This window comes from Aeromonas sp. QDB39 (assembly GCF_027707585.1).
GTDB classification, from domain to species: Bacteria; Pseudomonadota; Gammaproteobacteria; order Enterobacterales; family Aeromonadaceae; genus Aeromonas; species Aeromonas hydrophila.
Map to the genome: position 1 here is coordinate 46,760 of NZ_JAPCIV010000017.1, position 21,202 is coordinate 67,961.

The window sequence follows — 21,202 nt, forward strand, 5'->3', positions numbered from 1 at the left end:
CTTGTGAGTGGAATGAGCGAAGAGCTGGCAACCGTAGTGGCCATTGATGGACAACATGCCTGGGTGGAGTGCGAACGGCGCTCCGCCTGCAGCGGTTGTCATCAACAGTCCAACTGCGGCACCGGCACGGTAGCCAAGGCGTTTCCGTTGCAGGCGCAGCGGCTGCGGGTGGCGCTCACCATCGAGGTGAGCGTCGGTCAGCAAGTAAGGCTCGGCATCCCCCAGGCGAGCATTCTGCAGGGGGCCGCGCTGGTCTACGTGCTGCCGCTGTTCTGCCTGCTGGCGGGAGCCCTGCTGGGGCAACTCTGGCTGGCTCCCTTGCTGTCGGCCGGGGAAGGGGTCACCATCCTCAGCTGCCTGCTGGGCGGCCTTATCGGATTTTCACTGGTTCGTTACTTTTCCAACCGGCTCGATCAGGGGGCTTATGGTCCCCGCATGCTGGGTGTGGTCCTGCCCACCCGCCACCTCTCCTGACACTGTCCAGGCCTGTATTTCTGGTGCTTCGTCGACTAAAGATTGGCCGTCGACCGGGTTATCCAGTAAAATCCTGCCTCCATATCCGGCCCTAACCTAATTTTGAGTGATTCTTGCTCGATGAAACACATTCGTAACTTTTCGATTATTGCGCACATCGACCACGGTAAATCGACCCTGTCGGACCGTCTGATCCAGACTTGTGGCGGCCTGTCCGACCGCGAGATGCAGGCTCAGGTGCTTGACTCCATGGACCTGGAGCGCGAGCGCGGCATTACCATCAAAGCACAGAGTGTGACCCTGAACTACCAGGCACAAGACGGTAACACCTACCAGCTGAACTTTATCGACACCCCTGGCCACGTGGATTTCTCCTACGAGGTCTCCCGCTCGTTGGCGGCCTGTGAAGGGGCGCTGCTGGTGGTGGATGCCGGCCAGGGGGTTGAGGCACAGACTCTGGCCAACTGCTATACCGCCATGGAAATGGATCTGGAAGTGGTGCCAGTGCTGAACAAGATCGACCTGCCGGCCGCCGAGCCGGAGCGGGTTGCCGAAGAGATCGAAGACATCGTCGGCATCGACGCGGTCGATGCGGTGCGCTGCTCCGCCAAGACCGGCCTGGGTGTTGACCTGGTGCTGGAAGAGATCGTGGCCCGGATCCCGGCGCCGGAAGGTGATCCGGATGCGCCGCTGCAGGCGCTGATCATCGACTCCTGGTTCGACTCCTATCTGGGCGTCGTGTCGCTGGTGCGGATCAAGAACGGCTCGCTGAAGAAGAATGACAAGATCAAGGTGATGAGCACCGGTCAGGTGTGGGGTGTCGATCGTATCGGTATCTTCACGCCCAAGCAGGTGGACACCATGGGGCTGGGTTGTGGCGAGGTAGGTTGGGTTGTCTGCGGTATCAAGGACATCCACGGCGCGCCGGTGGGTGATACCCTGACCCAGGCCAAGAACGGTGCCGAGAAGGCGCTGGCTGGCTTCAAGAAGGTGAAGCCGCAGGTGTATGCGGGCCTGTTCCCCATCTCCAGCGATGACTACGAGTCGTTCCGCGACGCCCTCGACAAGCTCTCCCTGAACGATGCTTCCCTGTTCTTCGAACCGGAGAGCTCCACCGCGCTGGGCTTCGGCTTCCGTTGCGGCTTCCTCGGCATGCTGCACATGGAGATCATCCAGGAGCGGCTGGAGCGTGAATACGATCTGGATCTCATCACCACGGCGCCGACCGTGGTCTACGAGATCGAGCTGACCGACGGTACCACCATCCACATCGACAGCCCGGCCCAGATGCCCGCCATCACCAGCATCAAGGAGATGCGCGAGCCGATCGCCGAGTGTCACATCCTGCTGCCGCAGGAGTACATGGGCAACGTGATCACCCTCTGTATCGAGAAGCGCGGCGTGCAGACCAACATGGTCTACCACGGCAAGCAGGTGGCGCTGACCTACGAGATCCCGATGGCGGAAGTGGTGCTCGACTTCTTCGACCGCCTGAAGTCCACCAGCCGCGGCTATGCCTCGCTGGACTACGGCTTCAAGCGCTTCGAGACCTCCGACATGGTCCGTCTGGACATCATGATCAACGGTGAGCGGGTCGACGCCCTGGCCATCATCACCCACAAGGAGAACGCCCAGTACCGCGGTCGCCAGGTGGTGGAGAAGATGCGTGAGCTGATCCCGCGCCAGATGTTCGATATCGCCATCCAGGCTGCCATCGGCAACCAGATCATCGCTCGCAGTACCGTCAAGGCCCTGCGCAAGGACGTGACCGCCAAGTGTTACGGTGGTGACGTGAGCCGGAAGAAGAAGCTGCTGAACAAGCAGAAAGAAGGTAAGAAGCGGATGAAGTCTCTGGGCCGTGTCGACGTGCCGCAGGAAGCTTTCCTCGCAATTCTCCACGTCGGAAAGGACTAATAGATGGCAAGCACGTTTTCCCTGATCCTGGTGGTGGTCTGCGCGATCACCGGTGTTATCTGGTGTCTGGACAAGATGATCTGGTCCAAGCAGCGGGCCGCCAAGATTGCCGTGGCCCGTGCCCACGGCGGCGCCCATCTGGACGAGAAAACCCTGGCCAAGGTGGCGCCGGTGCCGGTCTGGATCGAACAGACCGCCGGGGTATTCCCGGTCATCACGCTCGTGCTGATCCTGCGTTCGTTCATCTTTGAACCGTTCCAGATCCCGTCGGGCTCCATGATGCCCACCCTGCTGGTGGGCGACTTCATCCTGGTGGAGAAGTTTGCCTATGGCCTCAAGGATCCGGTGACCAACACCAAGTTCCTCGAGACCGGTGAGCCCAAGCGCGGCGACGTGGTGGTGTTCAAGTATCCGCTGGATACCCGGGTGGACTACATCAAGCGGGTGGTCGGCATGCCGGGGGATCGGGTCATCTATCGCAACAAGGAACTGATGATCCGGCCCAAGTGCGATGAGCAGGAAGGGAAAACGTGCCCGGGCTTCCAGAAGCTCGACGTCAAGTTTGAACAAAGGGGTGAATTTACCCAGATGGGGATCCCGCTTGACCGCTATACCGAGCAGCTGGGCGAGGTGTCTCACGAGACCCTGCGCAACCCGCTGATGCCCGATATGGTCGGCCGTTACTACCGCCAGCCCGGCACCTACCCAGACGAATGGGTGGTGCCGGAAGGCCAGTACTTCGTGATGGGTGACAACCGTGACAACAGTACCGACAGTCGTTTCTGGGGCTTCGTGCCCGAGCAGAACCTGGTCGGCAAGGCGGTCGCTATCTGGATAAGTTTTGAATTCGAGCGCGAAGAAGGCTCCCTGCTGCCAAGCTGGGTACCGACAGGGGTGCGCTTCAACCGCATTGGCGGAATCAAGTAAATGAATATCAAGATGAACAGACTGCAGTCCCGTCTCGGGCATGTCTTTCAGGATCAAGAACTGCTGACCCGGGCGCTGACTCACCGCAGCGCCGGTTCCCGTCACAACGAGCGACTGGAATTCCTGGGTGACTCCATTTTGAGTCTGGTGATTGCCGATGATCTCTTCCACCGCTTCCCGCAGGCGGCGGAAGGGGATCTCAGCCGGATGCGCGCCACTCTGGTACGCGAGAAGACCCTGGCCGAACTGGGCCGGGAGTTCGACCTCGGGGATCACCTGATCCTGGGGCCGGGCGAGCTGAAAAGCGGCGGTTTTCGCCGTGAATCCATTCTGGCCGACACGGTCGAGGCGGTGATCGGTGCCGTCTATCTGGATACCAATCTTGAGACGGTACGGACACTGCTGCTGGGCTGGTACGCCAGCCGCCTGGAAGAGATCAAGCCGGGCATAGAACAGAAGGATCCCAAGACCCGTCTGCAAGAAATTCTGCAGGGAAGCCGCAAATCCCTGCCGACCTACACAGTGACCAACGTCAAGGGCGAAGCCCACAACCAGGAGTTCACCGTCCAGTGTGACGTGGAAGGCCTGGATGGTCCGCTGGTCGGGGTCGGCACCAGCCGTCGCAAGGCCGAACAGGCCGCTGCGCAGCAAGCATTGGAAAAACTGTCATGACAGATACCACCTACTGCGGCTTTGTCGCCATCGTGGGCCGCCCCAACGTGGGCAAGTCCACCCTGCTCAACAAGCTGCTTGGCCAGAAGGTCAGCATCACCTCGAAGAAGCCCCAGACCACCCGTCACCGGATTCTGGGGATCGACACCGAGGAAAACTACCAGACCATCTATGTCGATACACCGGGTCTGCACATCGAAGAGAAACGGGCCATCAACCGCCTGATGAACCGCGCCGCCACCAGTTCGCTGGGGGACGTGGCCATGGTGGTGTTCATGGTCGACGGGACTCACTGGACCAAGGACGACGAGATGGTGCTGGGCAAGCTGCGCCACCTCAAGTGCCCTGTGGTGCTGGCGGTCAACAAGATCGACAACGTCAAGGAGAAAGAGGATCTGCTGCCGCACCTCGAGTGGCTGGGCCAGCAGATGAACTTTGCCCACATCCTGCCCATCAGTGCCGAGAAGGGCACCAACGTGGAGAAGATCCGCGAGTGGGCCAAGGATCTGCTGCCGGAGAACGTCCACTTCTTCCCGGAAGACTACGTGACCGACCGCTCCTCCCGCTTCATGGCCTCCGAGATCATCCGCGAGAAGCTGATGCGCTTCACCGGTGAGGAGCTGCCCTACTCGGTGACGGTGGAGATCGAGCGCTTCAAGGTGGAGGAGAACGGTCTCTACCACATCCATGGCCTCATTCTGGTGGAGCGCGATGGCCAGAAGAAGATGGTCATCGGCAACAAGGGCGAGAAGATCAAGACCATCGGCACCGAGGCGCGCCTCGACATGGAGCGGCTGTTCCAGAAAAAGGTTCACCTGGAGCTGTGGGTCAAGGTCAAATCCGGTTGGGCTGACGACGAGCGCGCCCTGCGCAGTCTCGGCTACGGTGACGACTGATTGCTGACCCCGGCTTTCGTCATCCACAGTCGGCCCTATCGGGAGACCAGCCAGCTGGTCGAGGTTTTCACCCAGGATAGTGGCCGTTTTACTCTGGTGGCTCGCGGTTCCCGCGGGCCACGCTCGCCTCTGAAGGGGCTGTTGCAACCCTTTACCCTGCTCACCATCGCCTGGCGCGGCAAGGGCGATCTCAAGAATCTCACCCAGGTCGAGTGCCCGGATCACTCCCTGCGGCTCGGCGGCGATCGCCTCTTCTACGGCCTCTATCTCAACGAGCTAGTCTACTACCTGCTGGAAGCCCACACCCCGTTCCCCGAAGTGTTTGACGCCTATGCCCGCGCCATCATGGCGCTGGCCGACGGCGAGACGCCGGAGCTGCCCCTGCGCCGCTTCGAATTCCTGCTGCTGCAGGCGCTCGGCTACGCGGTGGACTTCGAATATGCCGCCGACGACGAGTCGCCGATCCAGCCCGAGCTGCTCTACGGCTTCGAGCGTGAATTGGGCTTTGTCGCTTGCGAGCGGGCGCCGGATCCCCGTACCCTGTTTCTCGGCGCGCACCTGCTGGCCTTTGCCGAGGGGCGCTTCGACAGTCCGCCCCTGCTGCAGGCGGCCAAGCGTTTCAGCCGGCTGGCGCTGCAGCCCTATCTGGGGCGGCGCCAGTTGAAGAGCCGGGAGCTGTTTTTAAAACGCCGTAATAGCTTGGGTTAACCGCCCTGCGGCGTTAACCAACACGGCAAGAATGTTACCTAGGTCCGATTACGCTGCGCTAATCGAACCTACGAGCTGCCACACACGTGACATATGGATATCGGCGCTGGCGCCAAGGCGGCAGTTGCACAGTTAACAGCGAAGAGTTTCAAGGAGTCCTCAATGAGTGAAATCTATCTGGGTGTGAACATCGATCACATCGCCACCCTGCGCAACGCCCGCGGCACCCAGTACCCGGATCCGGTACAGGCTGCCTTCGTGGCCGAGCAGGCCGGTGCCGATGGCATCACTGTGCACCTGCGCGAAGATCGCCGTCACATCACCGACCGTGACGTGGAGATCCTGCGCCAGACCATCCAGACCAGAATGAACCTGGAGATGGCGGTGACCGAAGAGATGATCGGTATCGCCTGCCGCATCCAGCCCCACTTCGTCTGCCTGGTGCCGGAGAAGCGCACCGAGGTGACTACCGAGGGTGGTCTGGACGTGGCTGGCCAGCTGGACAAGGTGACCGATGCGGTGGCCCGCCTCGCGGCTGTCGGCGCTCAAGTATCCCTCTTCATTGATGCGGATCCGCTGCAGATCGATGCTGCCGCCGAGAGCGGTGCCCCCTTCATCGAGATCCACACCGGTCGTTACGCCGATGCCACCACGGATGCCGAGCGCAACGCCGAGTTCAAGCGCATCGCCGCCGGTGCCTCCTACGCCGCCGGCAAGGGCTTGAAGGTCAATGCCGGCCACGGCCTGCACTACCACAACGTCAAGGCCATCGCCGCCATCCCCGAGCTCTATGAGCTCAACATCGGCCACGCCATCATCGGCCGCGCCGCCTTCGACGGCCTGGCCAAAGCGGTCAGCGACATGCGCCTGCTGATGCAGGAAGCCCGTCAGGGGATCTGATCTGCAGGCAGGGGCTGGGCCCCGTGGCACGAAGAGAAAAGGGACGCCACGGCGTCCCTTTTTGTCAGGTCAAACTTGGTCTGGGTCAGGACTTTTTCGCAGCCGCGGGTTTGGCTCCTGCCGGGGTCAGCTCTAGGGTGATGAGCTCCAGCGGCGCCAGGGTGATGAGACTGGGGGCATCGAGGGTGGCCGGCACGCTGGCATTGCTGCCGTAGCGCGGCTGCACCGTGAAGCGGGTAGCCTCGCCCGCCGGGATCTCCAGCTGGCGCTGAGGCTCCAGCAGGAATGTCTGCGGCTTACTGGAGGGATTGCGCAGGGTGATGAAGGCGCGGCTCGGACTCCAGGCCGCCCAGCCGTACACCGCCAGCAGGGTGGGGTCGCCACCGATCCAGTGGCTGTCGAACAGCACGGCCTGGTTCTGTTGCGACCAGAGAGCCGCCTTGGCCAGCAGGTCCCAGTTCTGGCCGCTCAGCAGTTCCGGCGTGAGATAGAGCTCCTGCAACTGGGTGCCGGTGGCGAAGTAGCTCCAGGCCTGATCGGCGAAGTCTTGCGGTGACTGCCGATCCAGATGCTTGGCCTGTTTGGCATAGACCAGCCCGTGCAGCATCAGGGAGTTGAGCGGGAACAGGGGGCCGTTCTTGACGATGGAGCGATAGGTCTCGGCATCCCGGTAGGTGATCCACTGCTGTACTTTGGAGCCGGGTCCGTAGAAGTTGATGTCATCGCCGCCGCGCCAGATGGAATCGGCAAAGAACAGCCAGGCGGGGGAGGCGGTGGTGCCGGTGGTCAGGTTGATGAACACCTTCGGATTGGCGGCCCGGGCATCCGCGATCAGATGGATGGCGGCATCGAAGTCGCTGGTGAAGCGACTCCCCTCGATCAGCTTGTCCGCATTGCCGGTCCCGTCGAACTTGAAGTGGCTGACCCCTTGATCCTTGATGAGCGAGATCACCTTCTGGTGGAAGTTCTGGTAGTAGACCGGGCCGGAGAGGGCGAACTTGCCATCGCTCAGCTCATAGCCGAACTCGGCGGCATGGGAGACCCGCTCATCCCTTGGCTTGTTGTAGCCACCCCAGGGGGAGAGCCAGATCCCGAGCTGGGCATGGTAGCGTTCGGCCGCACGCTTGAGCTTGCTGAAGCCGTTGGGGAAATCCTTGCTGAAACCCCAGTTGCCCAGTCGATCGTCCCAGCCGTCGTCAAACAGAAAGCCGTTCATGGGCACGCCGCGCCGGCTGATCAGCGCCTCGCCGAACTGATCGATGCGCTTGAGTGCCTCGGCCTCCGTATAGGGATTGAAGAAGCCGATGTCGAGCCAGGAGTTGTAATGCAGGTAGGGGGCGTAGGGGCGATCGCGGGCCTCGTTGAGGAAGCGGTTGAAGTCGCGTCTGAGCTGACCCTCGCCAAAGGTGCCGACATAGGTGCGATAGCTGAGCGGCTTGCCTTCGGTGAGCGGCAGTTTGAGCGGGATCAGCTGGCTGACGCCACCCTCGTAGGCCCGGGTATTGACCAGCGGATTCTGGGGGGTAATGAAGAAGCTGTCGCTGACGATGGGCGAGCTGTTGATGGCGCCATAGACAAACGGCGCCTGGGAGTGGAAGGGAAGCATGGAGAAGCCGTTGATCTTTTTGCCGTTCTTGAGGGTGTCGAGGGCAAAGTCGATGCTGGCGTAGCGCTTGTCCCGGCCCAGCCGGATGGCGCTCTTGACCACGAAGTCGGCATTTTCCAACGCCATCTCGATCCGGTCGTCGCTCTTGGTGAATGCGGTGACCCTGAAGTCGGCGGAGGGGGTCAGCCGATCATCCGTCCCCTTGATGTCGAACAGGTTGTCTGAGCGAATGAGATCGCCGTTGGCGGTATTGGTGAAGGTCAGCTCCCGGAACTTGCCGGCATCGGTTTCGACCTTGATACGGTACTGGTCACCCTCCAGCGACAGGGTTTCGGCCTGGGCGAAGGGGGTCAGCATGAGCAGCAGCGTCATGGCGGTACGTGCGTGCATGGTTGTCTCCACGTGTTGATGTGAGTGAGGTGTGAGTCGGCAGACCTCACCTGTGATACCAGGATGGAGGCAGGCTCGCCGCAGCGGGCCCGCCTTTGGGATTACAGCTTGCCGTCGCTCATGCACGTGCGGATCTTGGCGGCGACCACCTCCTCCATGGCGGCCATGGCGGGTACCAGATACTGGCGCGGGTCGCTGGCGTCGGGGTGAGAGGCCAGGAACGCCTTCATGGCGTCGGAGAAGGCGATCTTGAGCTCAGTGGCCACGTTGACCTTGCACACCCCGAGCTCGATGCAGCGGCGCACGTCCCGGTCGGGAATGCCGGAGGCGCCGTGCAGCACCAGCGGCACCGCTACCCTGGCCCGGATGGCGGCGAGGCGCTCGAAGTCTAGGCGCGGCTCCTCCTTGTAGAGGCCGTGGGCCGTGCCGATGGCGACGGCCAGGGAGTCGATGCCGGTACGCGCCACGAACTCGGCCGCCTTGTCCGGGTCGGTCAGATGGGCGTTGGCGGCGTCCACGATGAGGTCATCCTCCTGCCCGCCGAGCTGGCCCAGCTCGGCCTCCACGCTCGCCCCCATGCGGTGACAGAAGGTGACGACCCGCTGCACCTTGGCGACGTTCTCCTCGAACGGCAGGTGGGAGGCGTCGATCATGGCGGAGTGGATGCCGGCCTCGACCTTGTAGTGGATATCCTGCTCGTCCTCGTGGTGGTCCAGATGCAGTACCAGCGGGATGCGGTACTGATGGGCGGCCGAGGCGCAGATGGAGACCAGGTACTCGACCCCCGCGTGGCGGTAGGTGCCCGGCGTGGCGGCCAGGATCACCGGGGAGTTCAGCTTGGCGGCGGTGCGGGCCACCACCTCGACGGTCTCCAGGTTGTGGATGTTGAAGGCGGGCACCGCATAGCCGCGGCGCTGGGCATCTTTAAGCATTTCGTGGGACGAGATCAGATACATGAGGACTCCTTGGCACCCTGGCGGGCACCAGCTTCAGGGAAAGAGAGCGTGGCAGGGGCGGGGAGGATCTCCCGGCCCGTCACCCAGATATGTTGTTGATTGAGTTCCGCGGTCAGGGCGAGCAGGTTGGCCTGCTTGCCGACGGCCAGCGAGCCGAGGCGATGTTCCATCCCCAGCATCCGGGCCGGTGCCAGCGAAGCCATGCGGATGGCTTCCTCCAGTGGCACGCCGGCCAGCTGCACCATGTTGCGCACGGCGCCGAGCAGGGTGAGGGTGCTGCCCGCCAGGCCACCGCTTTCGGTGCGCACCACTCCGTCCTTCATCTCCACCCGGTAGTCGCCGAGCAGGTAGTGACCGTCCGGCATGCCGGCGGCGCGCATGGCATCCGTGATGAGCAGCAGGCGATCCCTGGCGCAGCAGTGGCAGAGTCTGAGCACGCACGGATGGACGTGGTGGCCGTCGGCGATGAGCTCCAGCCAGGCATCGGGATGCACCAGGCCTGCGCCGGCCATGCCGGGTTCTCTGTGGTGCAGGCCGCGCATGCCGTTGAAGCAGTGCACCAGTCCGGAGGCCCCCGCCGCCAGCGCCGCCATGGTGGTGTCATGGTCGGCGGCGGAGTGACCCAGCATCACCCGGATGCCGATCTGCTTGAGATGACGGATGGCGGCCAGCGCCCCGGTTTTCTCGGGGGCGAGGGCGACCACCTTGAGGGTGCCTCGTGCCACCTGTTGCAACTGGTCGAGCTCCGCCAGATCCAGCTCCCGGAACAGGGCCGGATCATGGGCGCCCTTGTTGTCAGGGGTGAAGTAGGGCCCCTCCAGATAGCTGCCGAGCAGTTGCGCGCCCGGCAGGGGGCTCGCCATGGCATCGGCGATGCGACCCAGGGTGCTGAGGATGGCGGGCAGCGGGGCGGTGACCGTGGTGGCGAGGAAGGCGCCCACCCCTTCCGCCGCCTTGGCAAGGGAGAGGCGGGCCAGGGCGTCGGCCGCCTCGTCCATCACGTCGACGCCGGCCCCGCCGTGAACATGGCCATCGATGAGGGCGGGCACCAGCAGCTCGACCTCCCGCACCGGGTCGTCGGCCGGGATGGGGCCGATGGCGGTGATGACGCCCCCTTCATGGGTCAGTACCTGATGTGTCAGCCAGCCCTGCTCGGTCAGCAGGCGGTGGGCGCGGATCCGCTCTGCCATCTAGATCCCCTCCTCGGCCAGCGTCTCGGCCCGCTCGCGCGCCAGCTCGTCCACCAGGCTGGTGAGGCCGCGATGACCGCAGCACAGCGCCTGTTCGCGAAACTGGGACGGGGTCAGCTCGCCGCGCTCCATCACCATCTCCAGCAGCAACTGCAGATTGGTGCCGGTGACCACTTCCCGCCCGGGCTGGCGCAGCGCCAGGGTGGAGGCGACCCGAAACGGGGTTCCCCCCAGCAGGTCGGTCAGAAAGACCACCCCATCCCCTCGCTCAACCTGGGTCAGGGCGGTTTCGCACTGATCCTGCAGCAGGGCCGTGGTGGAGGACTCGGGAAAGTCGATGGCGACCACCGCCTCCTGCTCGCCGAGGATCTGCAGCATGGCCTGTTCCATGCCGCTGGCGAAGCCGCCGTGTCCGCAAATGATGATGCCCAACATAATCTGTTCCTTTACAGCAAAGGGCCGGCCTGGTGCCGGCACCGGATTAGAGGAAGCCTGCAAACTTGCCGACGATGCCGAGCACGACCGTGATGACGATGAGGCGCAGCGGGCTCCAGCCGCGGCGGATCAGCCCATACATGGCCAGGGTGTAGAGCAGCGGCAGGAAGGCGGGCATCAGCTTGTCGAGCACGTCCGCCTGCAGTTTCACCACCGCATCGCCGGCGGTGATCTCCAGGGTGGTGCCGAGCCGCACATAGGTGGCGACCAGGGCGCCGATCACAGTCATGCCGACGATGGAGGCGGCATGGCCCACCTTGCGGGTGTTGGCCTTGATGAGCGGAATGGCGGCCACCCCCATGCGGTAGGCGTAGTGCGCCAGCCCGAAGCGCAGGCCGAAGTGCACCAGGTTGAACAGCAGGAAGAAGACCACAGCCCCCATGATGGAACCCTGCAGGGCCAGGTCGGCGCCGATGCCGCCGCAGATGGGCAGCAGGGTGAGCCAGAACATGGCATCGCCGATCCCGCCTAGCGGGGCACCGACCGCGATCTTGGTGCTCTGGATGCTGTTGACGTTCTGCTTGGAGCGCTCCATCGCCAGCACTATCCCCATCACGAAGGTGACCAGGAAGGGGTGGGTGTTGAAGAAGCCCATGTGCCCCTTCATCGCCCGGGAGAGATCCTTGGGGTTGGTGTGGATCTTTTGCAGTGCCGGCAGCAGGCCGTAGAGCCAGCCGGAGGCCTGCATCCGCTCGTAGTTGAAGGAGGCCTGCAGCAGCAGGGAGCGCCAGGCGAAGCGGTTGATGTCCTGGCGGGTCAGCTCGGCCCCGAGTTGCTGATCTTCGTAGACGTCGTCGGAGACGGTGCGGGTCGGTTGCGGCTCGGCCGCCTGGGTCAGCCGGGTAGCGGTGTTGTTAGATGCCATCTTCAGTTTCCTCCTGGATGGGGCGGGCTTGTGGCGCCGGGTCCTTGCGCATGAAATCGATCAGAGCCATGGCCAGGGCGGCCGCGGCGATGGCCAGCACCGGCAGCTTGAGCCAGGCGGCGGCAACAAAACCGAGGATGAAGTAGGGGATGTAGACGTTCTTCATCATGATCTTGAGCAGCACGGCGAAGCCGATGGCGGGCATGATGCCGCCGGCGACGCCGAGGCCGTCGATGAGACGGGCGGGCAGCACGTCGATGGCGCTCTTGGCGTGTTCGGCCCCGAAGTAAGTGGGCAGGAAGGCGCACAGGAAGTAGAAGGAGCCGAGCGCCAGCAGCGCCAGGTAGTTGACCCGCTCGATGCCGCGCACATCCCCCTGTTCCGCCATCCGGTCACAGCGGGACATGACCCCCGACATCACCGAGAAGAGGAAGGTGATCCCCATCTGGACCGCCACCGCGAACGGCACTGCGACCCCGACCGCCACATCCGGCTTGACCCCGGTGGTGATGGCGAAGGTGGCGCCGACTATGGTGCCGATGATGACGTTGGGCGGTTGCGCCCCCGCCAGCGGGGCCAGCCCCATCCAGACCAGCTCCAGGGTGCCGCCCACCAGAATGCCGGTGGGCAGGTCGCCGAGGATCAGGCCCACCAGCGGGCCCAGTACCACGGGCCGGTGGAAGTGGGTCAGGCCGTTGAACAGGTCAAGCCCGGCGAAGAACGCCAGCATGCCCAGCAAGAGCCCTTGCAACAAACTGATTTCCATCACAATTGTCCTTAATCAGATGAGGTTGAAAATGTCCTGTGCCGGTTCGGTCGGCACCCCCTGGACAAAGCAGGTGACGTGGGCGTCCTGCAGGGCGCGAAACGCCGCTATGTCCGACTCGTCCACCGATACCGTCTTGTGGATCTGACGCTTGCCGTCGGCGTAGTGCATGTTGCCGACGTTGATGCGGGGGATGGGCACCCCGCCCTCCACCAGGGTGCGAAAGTCCGCCGGACTCTTGCACACCAGCAGGATCTTCTGGCGATCGGCGGCCTTGCCGATGTTGTCGATCACCTTCTGCAGCGGCCAGAAGCGCACTGCGATGCCCTCTGCCAGCACCATCTCCATCAGGTTCTGCTGGATGGGGTCCTCTGCGACTTCGTCATTGGCCACCAGCACCAGATTGGCGCCGGCGAAGCCGACCCATTGCACGCCGACCTGACCGTGGATCAGGCGCTCGTCGATACGGCTCAGCACTATGTTCGGCATCAGACGCCTCCTTGCTGGTTGAACGGATAGATGTTGACCCCCTGCACGACCCGGTTGACCCGCCCGCTCGGGCAGGGGTTGTCCGGGGTGATGCCCAGCACCAGCGCGGTGTGGAAGGCGTAGTACTGGGCGTAGAGCAGGTAGCAGAGCGCCAGCTCGGCGTCGTCACCGTTGAGGGGGGTGGGCAGATAGATGTGTTCGCCGGCGCTGATGAGCGGATCCGGCCGGTCGGCCAGGGCGACCACCCGGGCGGCATGGCCGTCCTGGCGCAGCTCGCCGAGCAGGTCCAGGTCGTACTGGCGGGTATAGGGATCGTTGGACACCAGCAGCACGATCAGGGTCTGCCGATTGATGGCCGACTTGGGCCCGTGGCGAAAGCCGGTGGGGGAGTCGTGCATGGCCATCACCTGGCCGGCGGTGAGCTCCAGTAGCTTGAGGGCTGCCTCCTGGGCCACCCCCTGCAGGCTGCCGCTGCCAAGGTAGATGACCCGCTCCGGCAGCGGTCGATCCCACTCGGGCACCTTCAGTTCGGCCTGGGGCAGAATGGCGTCCCCCAGCGCGATGAGCGGCTGGCTGGCGATCGGGTTGAACTGGCGTGGCAGGAACACCGCCAGACAGCTCAGCATCATGCTGGTCAGGCTGCTGGTCATGGCAAAGCTGCGGTCGTGGGTCTGGGGCGGCATCAGCAGCGCCAGGGAGCGGGCATCCTTCTGACAGCGGCGATAGAGCTCCCCTTCGCCGTTGCAGGTCAGCACCAGGTGGTGGCACTCGCTCAGCAGCTGGCTGGCCAGCTCGACCGCCGCCACGCTCTCCGGGCTGTTGCCGGAGCGGGCGAAGGAGATGAGCAGGGTCGGGCAGTCCTGTGCCAGGTATTCGCCCGGATCGGTGACGATGTCGGTGGTGGCGATTGCCTCGAAGCGGCCGTTGAGGCGGGCACTGAGATAGGGGGCGAGGGCGCGGCCGGCAAAGGCGGAGGTGCCGGCTCCGGTCAGGATCACCCGCAGGTTGCCTCGTGACAGCAGGGGCAGCAGGAAGCGCTCTATGGTGGCGCGGCACTCCTCCACCATGGTGAGGGTCTCCCGCCAGGTGGCGGGTTGCTGGCGAATTTCACGGGCGGTGGCCAGGCCGTTGGCCGACCGCAGCGTCTCTTCTGGATAACCAAGGATCATCTCTACAACTCCTTATACAACCGGGGTCAGCCGGGAGTGGCTGGCGGGGACGGCGCTGCAGGCCGCCGCGTATTGGCGCAGCACCTCCTGCACCTGATCGAGAATGAGGTCGTGAATCCGGGGCGACAGCGTGCCCTGGCGCACCTTGCGGTATTGCAGCGGCAGGTGCTGGCTGAGCAGCGGCAGGGGAATGGGTTCGGCGGCCAGGTTGGCCAGCAGCCGGGCGTAACAGTCGTCGACCCGGCTGTCGGGCCAGTAGTAGCGAATGCGATCGGAGTAGCTGTAGCCGCGGGCCAGCCGGCACTCGTTGGGGCTGCCCTGATAGTGGCTGCGCCAGAAGTCGGGGCGATCCAGCATGGTCTCTTCCAGCACCTGGCGCAGGCCCGAGCAGGACTTGGCCACCACCAGCTCCTCCTCGATGGCGGCGAGGGCAAACAGTGCCTCGCGCAGGGCAAAGGTGAGGGCGGGGCCGACCTTGAGGATGGCGAAGTGATCGCGCACCAGCTGGCGGTAGGCGTCCGGGGTCTGGTAATCGGTGGAGTGGGCCTCGAACACCAGATGGGGATAGGCCTCGATCATCCGGCTCAAGGGGGCGGCCCGCTCGGGACGGTAGTCGATGACGTGGGTGTGGTCGAACTCCACGCCGGGCTGCACCACCAGACCAATCACCCGCGGCCAGAGCTGGGCCAGTCCGGCCTGCTCGAAGGCTTGCTGGTGGGCGACCAGGGTGTGGCGCGCCGCCTCCGGCGTGGTGACAGCCAGCTCGGCCAGCTCTTCGTGGGCGCCGCCCGGTACCGGCACTTCGGTGCCAATCACATAGACCAGGTCGCTGTGGCCAAACTGCCGGATGGCGGTCTGTTCGGCCACGTTTGCCAGCCGGGCGGCGCGCGCCGCCACCAGCTCGTCGGTCAGCGGCACCGGATCCCCCTGGCAGGACATGCTGCAGTCGAGGTGGATCTTCTTGAAGCCGGCTGCGACATAGCTGGCGATGAGATCCTCGGCATGGGCCATGGCCTGTGCGGCGGGCTCGCTCTGCCAGCGGTTGGGGCCGAGGTGATCCCCACCCAGTACCAGCCGCTGTACGGGAAAGCGGCATTCGGCGGCGAGCCGGTGCAGCAGGTCGCGAAAATCGGCCGGCGTCATGCCGGTGTAGCCGCCAAATTGATCCACCTGATTGGAGGTGGCCTCGACCAGCAGCAGCTGATCCCCTTGCGCCGCCAGTCGCAGGGCCGCCTCCAGCACCAGCGGATGGGCGGAGCAGACGGCGTAGATCCCGACCTGCTCCCCCTGCTTGTGTTGTGCGACCAGATCCAGCATTGATTTCATTTCCCTCTTCCTCTTGGCCTGAACAAGATGCTTTGCTTTCGATATCTTTCTTTACCCTAGGCGTACGGCGTTCGAAACGAAATAAAAGCGTGTTCACATCTTGAGCAAGATCACAAAAAGAAATGAATCGAAAGTGTTGTGGCTGTTTTAGGGAGTCTGACGGCACTTTTCAATTCAATGAAAGCTTGATTTGCCATCGAGGCTGAGTGTTAATAGGGAAACGTAACGAAGTGAAAGCTCTACTTTCACCACAGGACTCCGGCAGAGAGACTATGCAAATCACCGAAAAGAGCGTGCTCGGCACCAGCGAGCGACGGGAGCGCATCATTCAGCAGCTGCGCAGCAATGGCAGCGTTCAGGTCAACGAGCTGGCCGGCCACTATCAGGTATCTACCGTCACCATCCGCAACGATCTGGCATTTCTGGAGAAACAGGGGGTGGCGGTGCGCGCTTACGGTGGCGCCCTGTTGTGTGAATCCGGCCAGCCGGTGGCCGAGCGCACCATCGCCGACAAGAGCGTGCTCAACACTCCGGTCAAACAGCGCATCGGCGCCATGGCGGCGAGCCTGGTGCAGCCGGGTTGCCGCCTCATTCTCGACTCGGGCACCACCACCCTGGAGGTGGCACGCCACCTGCGCGATCACCAGGAGATAGTGGTGATGACCAACGGCATGAACGTGGCGAATGCCCTGCTGGAGGCGGAAGGGGTGGAGCTGCTGATGACGGGGGGTCACCTGCGCCGCAAGTCGCTCTCCTTCTACGGCGCCCAGGCGGATCTCTCCTTGCAGAACTATCACTTCGATCTGCTGTTTCTCGGGGTGGATGGCATCGATCTGGAGCGCGGCGTCAGCACCCATCACGAAGACGAGGCCAGGCTCAACCGCTGCATGTGCCACGTGGCCGAGCGGATCATCGTCGTGACCGATTCCAGCAAGTTTGGCCGGCTGAGCCTGCACAAGATCATCGATACCCGGCGTATCCACACCCTGATCACCGACGACGCCATTGCGGCCGAGACCCTGGCCGGTCTGCGTCAGGCCGGGATAGAGGTGCTGCTGGTGGAGGCCTGAGCAGGCACTCGACGGAGAATGCAAAAGAGGGACGCCGCGGCGTCCCTCTTTTGTGTTCGGTGACGAAACTCAGCGTTGCTCGGGAAAATAACGCTCGAGCAGGGCAGTGAGGATGGCCTGGCTCTCGGCATCCGCTTCACCGCTGACCAGGGCGGGCCTAAAGTGGAGCTGGAAGGCGCGCAGGGCGGCGCGGCTCTGCTCGTCCCAGCTGCCGCTCGGGGCGACGCCGTAGCCGTAGCGGGCCAGCCGTTGCTGCCAGCCGAGGGCATCCCAGGCCGGTGCCGGCTGCTGGCGCAATTCGGCCAGCCGGGTTTCGTCGGGCCAGGCTCCCACCCCGTAGTGCAGGGCCAGCTCGCGCCAGGGGAAGTGGGGGCCGGGATCCTGCTTGCGCTCGGGGGCGACATCGCTGTGAGCCAGCACCTGGGTGGGGGGGATCTGGTAGCGCTCGACCAGCTTGCGGGTGAGGGCGCCGAGGGCGGCTATCTGTGCCTGGGTGTAGGGCTGCCAGCGCCGCTGGTGGGCGGGCTGCAGCTCATCTTCTGGCGGGTAGCCGAGGTTGACGATCTCGATGCCGAGTGAGCTGGCGTTGAGCCCCGCATATTGATGCCAGCGACTGCGGCCGGCATGCCAGGCGCGCTGGCTGTCGGGCACCAGCTGGTAGACCGGCAGCGGCCGCTCATGGGTATCGCGCGGGATCAGGTAGTGGGCGCTCACCTGATGGGCCGGCTCGGTCAGCAGGCGCAGGGAGTGGCCATCGTCTTCGTCCGTGTAGTGCAGGATCAGAAAGGCGATGCGCTCGTTCTGGCTGGCGCTCTGATAGTCGTTGTTGAGCCGATAGGGGGCGGGCTGGCAGGCGCAGAGCAGCAGGGCGAGGCAGAGCGCAAACCCGTAGCGACGAGTGTCCGGGAAGAGAATACCCAGTTGCCATGGCCGGCGCCACCCACCGGCCGCCTGCTGGCGGGATGACGGTGAGTGCAGACGCCGGCCCATGGTTCAGCCGCGATACTTGGCGGTGAGACCGATGAGGAAGTTGCGCAGGATCTGATCCCCGCAATCCTGATAGTGCTTGTGGTCCCGTGAACGGAACAGGGCGCTCAGCTCGGACTTGGAGAGGTTGAAGTGGGCCAGCTTGAGGGTGCCCAGCATGTCCTCTTCCTTGAAGTTGAGGCCGATGCGCAGCTTGCGCAGGATCATGTTGTTGTTGATCCGGTTCGGGATCACCTGGGCCGGCGCATCTTCCCGCGCGCCACGGCGCACCAGGATGAAGCCGTCGAGGAACTGGCTCAGGGCCGAATCCGGACAGGCGGCAAAGCCCGCTTCCTGCTCTTCCCCTTCCTCCGCCTCTTTGATCAGCCAGCTGTGCAGCTGGGCATGGGTGACGGTCAGGTTGCCCTTGGCAAACATGTCGACCATCTGGTCGTTGCTGATGCGGAGGGCGTAGCGCAGGCGGCGCAAAATATCGTTGTTGGTCATGTCGACTCCTGTGGAAACGGCGCAACTTTACCATCTGGCGGGGCCCGCGTCAGAAAAAGCGGGTTGCCCGGTTCAGGATAGATAGCGTGGTGCCTCCTGGCGTACCTGCTCCATCGCATCCTGCAGCTCCAGCAGCTCGGGCTCGAGTTCGGCCACCGGCACCCCGTCGCGCAGCTGCTGCTCCAGCTGGGAGAGCAGTCGCTGCAGGCCGGGGACGCCGGAATAGGCGCAGCCGCCATTGAGGCGATGGAGCTGGGCCAACACCTCGCTATCCTCCACCTGGCCGGCAAGCGCCGCCTCCAGCACCGGATCCACCTCGTCGAAACTGGCCATCAGCATGGTCAGCATCTCCTTGGCGAGATCCAGCTTGCCCGCCGCCTGACGCACCGCCAGTGACCAGTCGATCTGCTGGCTGGCGTGATTCTGGTGGCGACGATGGGCGAAGTCGGTGATGAGCTTGGCCAGCATGGCCTCGTCGATGGGCTTGGCCAGGTAGTCGTCCATGCCCTGGCGGATCAGCCGCTCCCGCTCGCCGGGAATGGCGTGGGCGGTGACCGCGACGATGGGGGTCTCGGTGTTGAGGGACTGGCTGCGAATCGCCTGGGTGGCGCTGATGCCGTCCATGATCGGCATCTGGATATCCATGAAGATGATGTCGAACGGCTGGCTCTGGGCCAGTCTGACCGCCTCCTTGCCGTTCTTGCACACCACCACCTGGCTCACCATCTCCTTGAGCATGGCGGCGATGAGCTTGAGGTTGGCGGCGTTGTCGTCCACCGCCAGCACCTTGATCTCCTGCACGCTGCGCGGGGAGGGGGTCGGCAGCGGGGCGCTGCGCACCGCCTCGGGGGAGAGCAGGGCGTGCAGCAGCTTGCGATGGTTGATGGGTTTGGAGAGGCAGTGCTGGGCGCCGTGGGCCAGCATGGCCTCGTAGAGCGAAGGTTCGTGGCTGCTGAGCAGCACTATGGTGTTCTGCTGGCGATCCAGCCCGTCGAGGCGCGCCACCACCTGCTGCGGGCTGTGCTGGGTACCGCTGCCGATGATCACCATGTCCTGGCTGCTCATGTCGGGCCAGGGGGCGTCGCTGGCGAGGGATTGCACCTCCAGCTGCCACTCCGCCAGCAGAGCACAGAGGGCCGAGTGGCTGAAGGGATCCGGCTCCAGCAGCCAGACCCGCTTGCCCTGAATGCGATCCAGCGGCAGCTTGTCGGTCTGGGGCAGGGGAGAGACCTCCAGATCCAGGCTGAAGGAGAAGACCGACCCCTTGCCGAGCTCCGATTCGAACCGGATCTGGCCACCCATCTGCTGTACCAGCTTCTGGGTGATGACCAGGCCGAGGCCGGTGCCGCCATAGCGGCGGGAGATGGAGGAGTCGGCCTGGTTGAAGGCCTGGAACAGCTGGCGCTGCTGCTCTTCCGAGATGCCGATGCCGGTGTCGCGGATCAGCACGTTGAGCCGCACCTTGCTGCCGCTGGCACTGCCGATCTGTTCGATGCGCACATCCACGTTGCCGTGCTCGGTGAACTTGATGGCGTTGCCGGTGAGGTTGGTCAGCACCTGCTGCAGGCGCATGGGGTCGCCGGTGAGGTAGTCCGGCACCTCGGCATCCACCTGCAGGGAGAGCTCCAGCTGCTTGTCGTGGGCGCTGGGGCCGAGCAGGTGCATGGTCTCGTTGAGAGTGTCGCGCAGGCTGAACGGGATGTGCTCCAGCTGCAGCTTGCCCGCCTCCAGTTTGGAGAAGTCGAGGATGTCGTTGATGATGCCGAGCAGGTTGCGAGCCGACTTCTCGATGGTCTGCATGTAGTCGGTCTGGCTCGGAGTCAGGCTGGTCTTGAGCAGCTGGCGGGTAAAGCCGATGACCCCGTTGAGCGGGGTGCGCAGCTCGTGGGACATGTTGGCGAGGAACTCCGATTTGACCCGCGCCGCCTCCTGCGCCCGCTTCTTGGCCATGTCGAGCTCGACGTTCTGGATCTCGATCTGCTCCAGCGTCTCGCGCAGGTCGGAGGTGGCCTGATCGATGTTCTGCTGCATCTCCTCGTGGTATTCCGAGAGCGCCTTGGCCATGGCGTTGATGCCGTTTTTCAGCATGTCGAGCTCGCCGGTGAGTTGGCCGCTGACCCGGGTATCGAGCCGCCCCTCCCTGATCTTGTGCACCGCCTGCACCATGTCGGTGATGGGCTGGGTCACGCTCTTGACCAGCCTGAAGCCGAACAGGGTACTGAAGGCGATGCCGATGAGCACCATGATCACCGCGAAGAAGGTGTCGCGGTATTGCAGGATCATGGCCCGGTCGGTGGTCATCTGCATGGAGATGTAGCCGATCATCGGCGGCTCCACGTCGCTTGGCAGCGGGAAGCCATCCATGCTGGTCTCGGCCTGGATCGGGGTGCGCAGTATGATGTCGTCGCCATAGAGGGTGACGCTGGTGAGCTCGGGGATCTGGCTGCCGTCCGGCAGCCGCAGCCGGGTGAAGTCCCTGTGGTAGTTGGACGTCACGAACAGCTGGTTGTCCTGGGTGAAGACGGCGATGGACTTGATGAGCGGCGAGTTCTTGCGGTGGGTGAGGCCGATCAGCCGCTTGAGCGACTCGCGGCTGTGCTGGGTCATCCCGTATTCGCTGGCGATGGCCAGCGGCTCTATGATGTTGATGCCCTGATCGATGAGGTTGTTTTCCAGCTGCTGATAGCGGTGGAAAGTGAAATAGCCGGCCATCAGGCCGCCGATGATCAGGGTCGGCAAGATGGTAAAGGCCAGCACACGCGCCCGAAGGCCGTATTTGGTCATGCGGATGGTCCCCCGATGAGCAGGGTTGGCAATGGCGTAAACGAGCGGGAGCGGGCCCACAGGCCGTATTTGGTCATACTATTATTCTTGTGGGACAATAGCCTGCTGCAGATTCCACAATCATGACATAGC

The 21,202-nt window shown here is 63.8% G+C and carries 20 protein-coding genes; 8 read left to right on the forward strand and 12 right to left on the reverse strand.

The features are described from left to right. The first annotated feature begins 12 nt into the window (after positions 1 to 12). The 7 genes from PG899_RS11760 (at position 13) to pdxJ (ending at position 6,491) form a co-directional block, all read left to right on the forward strand. Positions 13 to 474 (forward strand): SoxR reducing system RseC family protein, encoded by a 462-nt coding sequence (locus PG899_RS11760; protein WP_011704746.1) that lies wholly within the window; start codon positions 13 to 15, stop codon positions 472 to 474. A gap of 120 nt (positions 475 to 594) precedes the next feature. Beyond that, positions 595 to 2,388 carry a translation elongation factor 4 gene (gene lepA, locus PG899_RS11765; RefSeq protein ID WP_016349519.1) on the forward strand — a complete coding sequence of 598 codons (1,794 nt, stop codon included), beginning with the start codon at positions 595 to 597 and terminating at the stop codon, positions 2,386 to 2,388. A gap of 3 nt (positions 2,389 to 2,391) precedes the next feature. Continuing rightward, a complete protein-coding gene (lepB, locus tag PG899_RS11770; RefSeq protein ID WP_016349520.1) occupies positions 2,392 to 3,315 on the forward strand; it encodes a signal peptidase I in 924 nt (307 codons plus the stop codon). Further along, positions 3,316 to 3,987 carry a ribonuclease III gene (rnc, locus tag PG899_RS11775; protein WP_044799232.1) on the forward strand — a complete coding sequence of 224 codons (672 nt, stop codon included), beginning with the start codon at positions 3,316 to 3,318 and terminating at the stop codon, positions 3,985 to 3,987. Continuing rightward, positions 3,984 to 4,883: a GTPase Era gene (gene era, locus PG899_RS11780; RefSeq protein WP_270697380.1), complete on the forward strand. Its 900-nt coding sequence runs from the start codon at positions 3,984 to 3,986 to the stop codon at positions 4,881 to 4,883. The genes rnc and era overlap by 4 nt, the downstream gene beginning before the upstream one ends. After that, the gene (recO, locus tag PG899_RS11785; protein ID WP_039214654.1) at positions 4,884 to 5,591 is read left to right on the forward strand and encodes a DNA repair protein RecO; all 708 of its coding nucleotides are present in this window, start codon (positions 4,884 to 4,886) and stop codon (positions 5,589 to 5,591) included. It abuts the gene before it with no gap. A 162-nt stretch (positions 5,592 to 5,753) separates the two neighbouring features. Continuing rightward, entirely contained in the window at positions 5,754 to 6,491 is a 738-nt protein-coding gene (gene pdxJ / locus PG899_RS11790) for a pyridoxine 5'-phosphate synthase (RefSeq protein WP_016349522.1), read from the forward strand. Between the two features lie 85 nt (positions 6,492 to 6,576). Here the strand turns inward: pdxJ and ast are convergent, their stop codons facing one another. From ast to kbaZ, 9 genes are all read right to left on the reverse strand, one after another. After that, positions 6,577 to 8,487, reverse strand: a complete 1,911-nt coding sequence (ast, locus tag PG899_RS11795) for a thermostable cytotonic enterotoxin Ast (protein ID WP_077096108.1) — start codon at positions 8,485 to 8,487, stop codon at positions 6,577 to 6,579. A gap of 101 nt (positions 8,488 to 8,588) precedes the next feature. After that, positions 8,589 to 9,443 (reverse strand): tagatose bisphosphate family class II aldolase, encoded by an 855-nt coding sequence (locus PG899_RS11800; RefSeq protein ID WP_077096107.1) that lies wholly within the window; start codon positions 9,441 to 9,443, stop codon positions 8,589 to 8,591. After that, positions 9,434 to 10,633: an N-acetylglucosamine-6-phosphate deacetylase gene (gene nagA / locus PG899_RS11805; RefSeq protein ID WP_077096106.1), complete on the reverse strand. Its 1,200-nt coding sequence runs from the start codon at positions 10,631 to 10,633 to the stop codon at positions 9,434 to 9,436. The genes PG899_RS11800 and nagA overlap by 10 nt, the downstream gene beginning before the upstream one ends. Further along, positions 10,634 to 11,068, reverse strand: a complete 435-nt coding sequence (agaF, locus tag PG899_RS11810; protein ID WP_010635027.1) for a PTS galactosamine/N-acetylgalactosamine transporter subunit IIA — start codon at positions 11,066 to 11,068, stop codon at positions 10,634 to 10,636. Positions 11,069 to 11,114: 46 nt separating this feature from the next. Beyond that, positions 11,115 to 11,993 (reverse strand): PTS N-acetylgalactosamine transporter subunit IID, encoded by an 879-nt coding sequence (gene agaE / locus PG899_RS11815; protein WP_017410651.1) that lies wholly within the window; start codon positions 11,991 to 11,993, stop codon positions 11,115 to 11,117. Further along, the gene (gene agaW, locus PG899_RS11820) at positions 11,983 to 12,759 is read right to left on the reverse strand and encodes a PTS N-acetylgalactosamine transporter subunit IIC (protein ID WP_042051145.1); all 777 of its coding nucleotides are present in this window, start codon (positions 12,757 to 12,759) and stop codon (positions 11,983 to 11,985) included. Before agaW ends, agaE begins: the two co-directional genes overlap by 11 nt. A gap of 15 nt (positions 12,760 to 12,774) precedes the next feature. Beyond that, positions 12,775 to 13,248, reverse strand: coding sequence for a PTS N-acetylgalactosamine transporter subunit IIB (gene agaV / locus PG899_RS11825; protein WP_043160451.1), 474 nt, complete (start codon positions 13,246 to 13,248; stop codon positions 12,775 to 12,777). Further along, positions 13,248 to 14,417, reverse strand: a complete 1,170-nt coding sequence (locus tag PG899_RS11830) for an SIS domain-containing protein (protein ID WP_077096105.1) — start codon at positions 14,415 to 14,417, stop codon at positions 13,248 to 13,250. Before PG899_RS11830 ends, agaV begins: the two co-directional genes overlap by 1 nt. A 12-nt stretch (positions 14,418 to 14,429) precedes the next feature. After that, on the reverse strand, positions 14,430 to 15,743 hold the full coding sequence (gene kbaZ, locus PG899_RS11835; protein WP_077096104.1) for a tagatose-bisphosphate aldolase subunit KbaZ: 1,314 nt from the start codon (positions 15,741 to 15,743) through the stop codon (positions 14,430 to 14,432). A 272-nt stretch (positions 15,744 to 16,015) separates the two neighbouring features. On the opposite strand from kbaZ, the gene PG899_RS11840 reads away from it, so the two are divergent. Then, positions 16,016 to 16,813, forward strand: a complete 798-nt coding sequence (locus PG899_RS11840) for a DeoR family transcriptional regulator (protein ID WP_005309410.1) — start codon at positions 16,016 to 16,018, stop codon at positions 16,811 to 16,813. Positions 16,814 to 16,882: 69 nt separating this feature from the next. On the opposite strand, the gene PG899_RS11845 is transcribed toward PG899_RS11840, so the two are convergent. The 3 genes from PG899_RS11845 to barA all read right to left on the reverse strand — a co-directional run bounded on the left by PG899_RS11845 (position 16,883) and on the right by barA (position 21,070). Next, positions 16,883 to 17,803, reverse strand: a complete 921-nt coding sequence (locus tag PG899_RS11845) for an N-acetylmuramoyl-L-alanine amidase (protein ID WP_077096103.1) — start codon at positions 17,801 to 17,803, stop codon at positions 16,883 to 16,885. A gap of 3 nt (positions 17,804 to 17,806) precedes the next feature. Then, the gene (locus tag PG899_RS11850; RefSeq protein WP_077096102.1) at positions 17,807 to 18,286 is read right to left on the reverse strand and encodes a DUF1456 family protein; all 480 of its coding nucleotides are present in this window, start codon (positions 18,284 to 18,286) and stop codon (positions 17,807 to 17,809) included. A 72-nt stretch (positions 18,287 to 18,358) separates the two neighbouring features. After that, positions 18,359 to 21,070, reverse strand: a complete 2,712-nt coding sequence (gene barA / locus PG899_RS11855; RefSeq protein ID WP_043165792.1) for a two-component sensor histidine kinase BarA — start codon at positions 21,068 to 21,070, stop codon at positions 18,359 to 18,361. Positions 21,071 to 21,202: the final 132 nt, after the last annotated feature.

Coding starts and splice junctions, on each gene's coding strand:
- nagA (WP_077096106.1), bottom strand. CDS start 10,633: ATGGCAGAGCGGATCCGCGCCCACCGCCTGCTGACCGAGCAGGGCTGG.
- agaV (WP_043160451.1), bottom strand. CDS start 13,248: ATGCCGAACATAGTGCTGAGCCGTATCGACGAGCGCCTGATCCACGGT.
- kbaZ (WP_077096104.1), bottom strand. CDS start 15,743: ATGAAATCAATGCTGGATCTGGTCGCACAACACAAGCAGGGGGAGCAG.
- agaF (WP_010635027.1), bottom strand. CDS start 11,068: ATGTTGGGCATCATCATTTGCGGACACGGCGGCTTCGCCAGCGGCATG.
- lepB (WP_016349520.1), top strand. CDS start 2,392: ATGGCAAGCACGTTTTCCCTGATCCTGGTGGTGGTCTGCGCGATCACC.
- PG899_RS11845 (WP_077096103.1), bottom strand. CDS start 17,803: ATGGGCCGGCGTCTGCACTCACCGTCATCCCGCCAGCAGGCGGCCGGT.
- agaE (WP_017410651.1), bottom strand. CDS start 11,993: ATGGCATCTAACAACACCGCTACCCGGCTGACCCAGGCGGCCGAGCCG.
- agaW (WP_042051145.1), bottom strand. CDS start 12,759: ATGGAAATCAGTTTGTTGCAAGGGCTCTTGCTGGGCATGCTGGCGTTC.
- PG899_RS11850 (WP_077096102.1), bottom strand. CDS start 18,286: ATGACCAACAACGATATTTTGCGCCGCCTGCGCTACGCCCTCCGCATC.
- rnc (WP_044799232.1), top strand. CDS start 3,316: ATGAATATCAAGATGAACAGACTGCAGTCCCGTCTCGGGCATGTCTTT.
- PG899_RS11760 (WP_011704746.1), top strand. CDS start 13: ATGAGCGAAGAGCTGGCAACCGTAGTGGCCATTGATGGACAACATGCC.
- PG899_RS11830 (WP_077096105.1), bottom strand. CDS start 14,417: ATGATCCTTGGTTATCCAGAAGAGACGCTGCGGTCGGCCAACGGCCTG.
- lepA (WP_016349519.1), top strand. CDS start 595: ATGAAACACATTCGTAACTTTTCGATTATTGCGCACATCGACCACGGT.
- PG899_RS11800 (WP_077096107.1), bottom strand. CDS start 9,443: ATGTATCTGATCTCGTCCCACGAAATGCTTAAAGATGCCCAGCGCCGC.
- era (WP_270697380.1), top strand. CDS start 3,984: ATGACAGATACCACCTACTGCGGCTTTGTCGCCATCGTGGGCCGCCCC.
- pdxJ (WP_016349522.1), top strand. CDS start 5,754: ATGAGTGAAATCTATCTGGGTGTGAACATCGATCACATCGCCACCCTG.
- ast (WP_077096108.1), bottom strand. CDS start 8,487: ATGCACGCACGTACCGCCATGACGCTGCTGCTCATGCTGACCCCCTTC.
- PG899_RS11840 (WP_005309410.1), top strand. CDS start 16,016: ATGCAAATCACCGAAAAGAGCGTGCTCGGCACCAGCGAGCGACGGGAG.
- barA (WP_043165792.1), bottom strand. CDS start 21,070: ATGACCAAATACGGCCTTCGGGCGCGTGTGCTGGCCTTTACCATCTTG.